The sequence below is a fragment of the Gelidibacter algens genome, assembly GCF_001678675.1.
In the GTDB taxonomy this organism is placed as follows: Bacteria; Bacteroidota; Bacteroidia; order Flavobacteriales; family Flavobacteriaceae; genus Gelidibacter; species Gelidibacter algens.
In genome coordinates this window covers 1-5794 of sequence record NZ_LZRN01000083.1, presented here as the reverse complement: position 1 = coordinate 5794, position 5794 = coordinate 1, and the positions used below count along the sequence as shown (strand labels likewise).

General features: G+C 38.7%; 5 protein-coding genes. All 5 read left to right on the top strand.

What is annotated here, in order from left to right:
- Window positions 1-191: 191 nt before the first annotated feature.
- The 5 genes from istA (at window position 192) to A9996_RS18795 (ending at window position 5782) form a co-directional block, all read left to right on the top strand.
- Complete coding sequence (gene istA, locus A9996_RS18815; protein ID WP_066431889.1) at window positions 192-1745, top strand: IS21 family transposase; 1554 nt, start codon at window positions 192-194, stop codon at window positions 1743-1745.
- Window positions 1746-1771: 26 nt separating this feature from the next.
- Window positions 1772-2509 (top strand): IS21-like element helper ATPase IstB, encoded by a 738-nt coding sequence (istB, locus tag A9996_RS18810; RefSeq protein WP_066431887.1) that lies wholly within the window; start codon window positions 1772-1774, stop codon window positions 2507-2509.
- Window positions 2510-3147: 638 nt separating this feature from the next.
- Window positions 3148-3894, top strand: a complete 747-nt coding sequence (locus A9996_RS18805) for a hypothetical protein (RefSeq protein ID WP_066438962.1) — start codon at window positions 3148-3150, stop codon at window positions 3892-3894.
- Between the two features lie 68 nt (window positions 3895-3962).
- Window positions 3963-4886, top strand: coding sequence for a sensor histidine kinase (locus tag A9996_RS18800; RefSeq protein ID WP_066438959.1), 924 nt, complete (start codon window positions 3963-3965; stop codon window positions 4884-4886).
- A 128-nt stretch (window positions 4887-5014) separates the two neighbouring features.
- Window positions 5015-5782 carry a LytR/AlgR family response regulator transcription factor gene (locus A9996_RS18795; protein WP_066438957.1) on the top strand — a complete coding sequence of 256 codons (768 nt, stop codon included), beginning with the start codon at window positions 5015-5017 and terminating at the stop codon, window positions 5780-5782.
- The last annotated feature ends 12 nt before the right edge of the window (window positions 5783-5794 follow it).

Sequence of the window (5794 nt, the reverse complement as noted above, 5' to 3'; positions counted from 1 at the left end):
TGGATACTTCGGTTCGATTTGTGCCAGTGATTTCGGTTTCATAGTGCCAGGCATTTCGGTTCAAACTGTGCCACTTTTGCCTGTGTGGTAAAAGTCTATATCGGTTCGATTTGTGCCACAGTTCGACCTCGCTCACCGCAGCGCTTTGAAAGATCAAGTAATAATTACCTTGTCGCCAAAAAACGTGCGATATGGCCAACACACTTGATCCAATGGACTTAAAACAAATCATTTCCCTGCACCTAGATGGGTTCAGCAACCGTAAAATAGGCGCTACCCTGGGGATATCCCGCAACACGGTAAACAATTATATGCAGCTGTTCAAGGCCAGTGACCGTTCCCCTGAGGAACTGTTGGCCCGCGACAATGCTGCCCTGGAGGCACTCTTTCCTTCCAGTACCACGATAGCCAATCCCCGTTACGGTGAGCTAATGCTGTATTTTGACGGGATCAACAAAGCCCGGAACCATCCCGGTTTTACCTTTCTGTTCCACTACCAGGAATATGTGCAACATGCCAAAGAACCCTATAGTTATACCCAGTTCATGGAGCATTACAACCGTAAATACTCAAAGGTCAGGGGATCAATGAAACTGGAGCACGATCCGGGCAATGAGATGTATGTGGACTATGCGGGCAAGAAGCTGCAGATCGTGGACCGGGCCACCGGGGAGCTCATTGCGGTGGAGGTCTTTGTGGCCATCCTGCCCAACAGCCAGTACACCTATGTGGAAGCCTGCCATAGCCAAAAGAGAGCCGATCTTATCACATGCTGTGGCCATGCCCTGGAGTTTTATGGCGGGGTGCCCAAGGCCATCGTCTCCGATAATCTAAAGTCGGCCGTAACCCGTGCCAGTCGTTATGAGGCGGATATCAACCGCAGTTTTAAGGACTTTGCCAGGCACTACAACTGTGTGATCAACCCGACCCGTGGATACTCCCCGCAGGACAAGGCCCTTGTAGAGAATGCTGTCCATCTTGCCTATCAGCGCATCTATTATCCCTTGCGCAATATGACCTTCTTCTCCCTAAGCGAGCTCAACAAAGAGATCCGCAAGCTGTTGACAGCCTATAACAATCTACTGTTCAAAAGGAAACAGGCCAGCCGTCTGGAGCTCTTCCAGTCCATAGAAAAAGGCCATTTAAAATCACTTCCACTAAGTCCCTACCAGCTCAAGGACTATTGCCGTGCAAAGGTGCAGAAGATGGGATATGTGTACTTCTCGCCAGATAAAAGTTATTATAGCGTACCCTACCGCTACATCGGCAAGCAGACCCAGATCCATTATACCGCCACGACTGTGGAAGTGTATTACAACCATCAGCGGATAGCCCTGCACCAGCGTAATCCCAGTAAGGGAAACTACAACACAAATCGTGACCACCTGAGCAGTACCCACAAATATTATGTGGACTGGAGCCCTGAATTTTTTAAAAAGAAAGCTGCCCTGCACGGGGAAAATGTAGTGGCCTGTATTGATACCATCATTGCCTCGGGAGATTACCCCGAGATCGGTTACAAGCGTGCCATGGGACTTATCCAGTTGCACAGAGCCTTTGGCTCACAACGCTTGGACAGCGCATGCAAAAGGGCCATACAGGCAGATGCGGTCGCATACCAGCGCATCAAGAATATCCTGAAAAACAACCTGGACCGGTCTTCCCTGTTCTACCAAGATCTAGAACAAGACAAACCTCATATCCCCGTACATGAGAATCTCCGGGGAGCTTCGGCCTATCAATAAATATGTAACCAATAAACTCTATAATTATGAACAACAATCAAACCGTTGAAAAACTAAAACAAATGCGCCTAGGTGCCATGGCAGACTTACACCTGCTGCATATCAAGGAAAATCGCACACCGGATCTTACGGCCGATGAATACTTGGCATTGCTCACGGACCATCAGTGGGAGGACCATAAGGATCGAAAGATCCAAAGGCTCCTCAAGCAGGCATCCTTCCGTGGACAGGCCGATCTGGCGGAAGTGGACTACGCCCAACAGCGCAATCTGGACAGGAACATGTTCCTGCGTCTGGGCTGTCTGGATTTTATGAAACGAAAAGAGAATATTATTATGACCGGTGCCTCCGGAGTTGGAAAAAGTTATCTGGCCCAGGCCCTGGGGCACCAGGCGTGCATGATGGAATATCGCACCATCTATGCCAACACGGCCCGTTTATTAAAAAGACTGAAGCTCAGCAAGGCCGATGGAACCTATCTAAAAGAACTGGCAAAGCTCCTAAAGGCAGATCTGCTTATCCTGGATGACTTTGGTCTGCAAGGTTTTGACAACCATGCAAGAGAATCACTTATGGATATAATCGATGACCGTTACAACCGATCCTCCACCATCATCTTATCTCAAATACCAGTCTCCGCCTGGTATGACATCATTGGAGAAGGAACCATAGCTGATGCAATCCTGGACAGGATCGTAAACTCATCCCACAGGATCGACCTCAAAGGGGAATCCTTAAGAAAGGGAGCTTTAAAGAACGAATAACAATAATTTTTTATATAATTGCAAGATCTTTCAAAGTGGCACGGTTTGACCGAAACAGGTGGCACCATCACTCCGAAATAGCCAAGTATAGACCATTTTCCATCAGTATTACTGGAATTAGGCTTTTTGTCAAATATTGATGAAATGGATTATCTAATGAATCCAGATAACTATACTTGTATTGCGTTTGAAATTATACACGCCATATTAAAAAGTGAAGGGTTATGAAAAGGATAATAATTATGATATCAAAAAAGATTGCTAGCATAATAAGAGAAGTGTTTTGGTATATTTTTAAAATTTGAATTAAATAAAAAATAATTTATTGCCAAAAATAATTCAATATACCCGAAATCAACATTAGCTTTTTTATTACAATTCCGTATCCTTTTTTTCTTTCAATTCAAATTAAGTCTAGTTATACAGACAATCATTTTCTTCGGCAATAGTTTTCTCATGGATTTTATCAACCTAGTAGTATGCAACTTGCTTTTAACTACTTTATGCAGTCCACTTATTTGCTGAATTACATCATTCATCAAAATATCTCCTTAACTCATCGGTTTGTTATTGATAGAACTTATCCCATAAATTAGATTTGCCTTATAAAATTAAATATCAATAATAAAACTAACAAAATGAACAGAGAACTAGTATTTTTAAGAACATTCGCATTTGTAATATCAACTGGAATGATTTTCCTAATGACTTCCGGATTTTATAAATTTGGGAATCAAAAGTTTAGCGAAATTGATGTGGAAAGAATCAATATCGTAGAAAAAGACGGCACCGTTAAAATGGTCATTACCAACGTTGATAAATTTCCTAACGGAAAAGTTAAAATTAATGGAAGACCAACCAACGAAGACCGAAAAAAACGTTCAGGCATGCTATTTTTTAATGAAGACGGCATAGAATGTGGCGGATTTATTTATGATGGACAGAAATCTAAAAACGGTCACAGTTCAGGTCTTTCACTAACCTATGATCAATATGATGGCGACCAAGTAATGCAGTTGCTTAACGAAGATTATAAAGAGGGAGACCAAAGGTTTGTAAGCAGTAGCTTGATGTTTAATGACCGACCTTCTAAAGAATCACAAATTAGAACAGGAGAGCTAATGAAAGAGTTAGATATACTTGGTAAAAAAGACCCCAAAGCTGCAGAGGAAAAGTACAAAATGTATGAAGCACAAGGATTGTTAGGAGGTGCTCCTCGTATAATGCTTGGAAAATCTAGAAGCGAAAATAATGGCTTATTCCTTTTTGATAACATAGGAATGCCAAAAGCCATGTTTTACGTAGATAAAGAAAATAATGCCAAACTCGACTTTTTCGATGAAAAAGGCAATACCATTGCTTCTTTTCCTGAAAAGAAAAAATAGTTATCTTGATAAAAATAGTCCTGCAAAAATTGCAGGACTATTTTATATATTGTTGCAATTAATTTAGAATGAAAAAAGTCCTTGATAGAATAAATAGAAACCGATATTTTTTATTGTTTATTGTGCTTTTTGCTTATGCGCAATCTATTGATTCCCGAATTAGGGAAAGAACAGAATTGAATGCTTATACCTTCACTCCTGATGCCGCTATAGGCACCCTCATTTCAGTTTGCATTTTGTTTATAGTACTTATTTTTTTTACTAGACGCTGGCAGAAATCAGATATTTTCAGTACAACAGAATTATTAAAGATATTCAGTTCTTCCCTTATCTCCTACCTTCTAATAATGCAAACAATTAGTTTGGCGATTGCTTTTATTTTTGATAATATAGAAAGGAATTTCAATCGGGAAATCGTTACACTTACTACATTTTCTTATCTATTGGACGGGTTTATTTATGGTAGTTTTTTCCTTGCTTATAATTATTACAACAAAAACAAAAGAAACCAAGAGCAATTAGTAAAGTATAATAAGGCACTTTCCGAAAGTAGAATCAACCAACTCAAAACACAGCTAAACCCTCATTTTCTTTTTAATAATCTAAATGTATTAGACCAGTTGATTGAAGAAGACAAATACAAAGCATCTGACTTCCTAAATGAATTTGCGGACATTTACCGATTTGTTTTACAAACCTCGGATAAAAAAACCATCCCGATAAGTGAAGAATTAACCTTTGCAACACAATACTTCAACCTGATACGACACAAATACGGAAATTCGTATCAACTGATAATTGAAAACGAAAATTGCAATGGCGCTATTGTGCCTCTTTCTCTGCAATTGCTTATTGAAAATGCAGTTCAGCATAATTTGGGAACTGAAAAAAATCCTGTATGCATAAAAATACTTACAAATAATAATAATATCAGCATATCAAACAACCTGATTCCAAAACGAAATACAAAACCTGCATCGGGAAGAGTATAGACCTATTTTCCAGCCTTGAACAATCTAAAAGAACAGTACAAATTGTTAACCAACATTCCGATAGAAATCCAAAAATCAGACAAAATATTCTCTGTAATCATTCCTATAATTTATAAAATACAAAAACAATGATAAAAATAGCAATCATCGAGGACGAAATACCAGCAAGAAATAAACTGAAAAGATTTCTTATAGAACAGGAGGAAAAAACCGAAGTCGTTGTAGAAATTGACACCATAAGAATGGCTGTTGAATTTCTTAAAAATACCAAAGTAGATCTGATAATTTCCGACATAGAATTGCTGGATGGCAATGCTTTTGAAATTTATAGCAATGTTTCGGTATCCTGCCCAATTATTTTTACAACAGCCTATAACCAGTTCTGGATGAATGCTTTTGAGACCAACGGCATTGAGTATCTTTTAAAACCATTTTCAAAAGAACGTTTTCAAAAAGCCTGGAATAAATTTTTGCTGTTGAGCAAATCAGAAGGCACTAATAATGACTTGCTATCTCAAATCAATTTTATCGTAGAAAGAAATTTGACCAATCCATCTTATAAAGAAAGGTTTACAATAAGTAATCATCAGGAAATTTACTTTTTAGATATGGATAGCATAATATTTTTTGAAGCAGATGAGGGTGTAATATTTGCATATGATAATTTGGGTAAAAAACATTTACTTAATGAAACCACACTTAAAGAAATTGAAGTTGTTCTAAATCCAAAAGAGTTTTTCAGAATTAATCGAAGTGAGCTTGTTAACAAAAAATATATCCAAAAAATAGAACGATATTCCAAAAATGCTTTGATACTCAAAATAGTAGGCTGTAAAAATTATCTAAAAACAAGCCAAAGTAATACAGTTTCCTTTCGTGAATGGATAGAAAAGTAAAAGTTTATATAT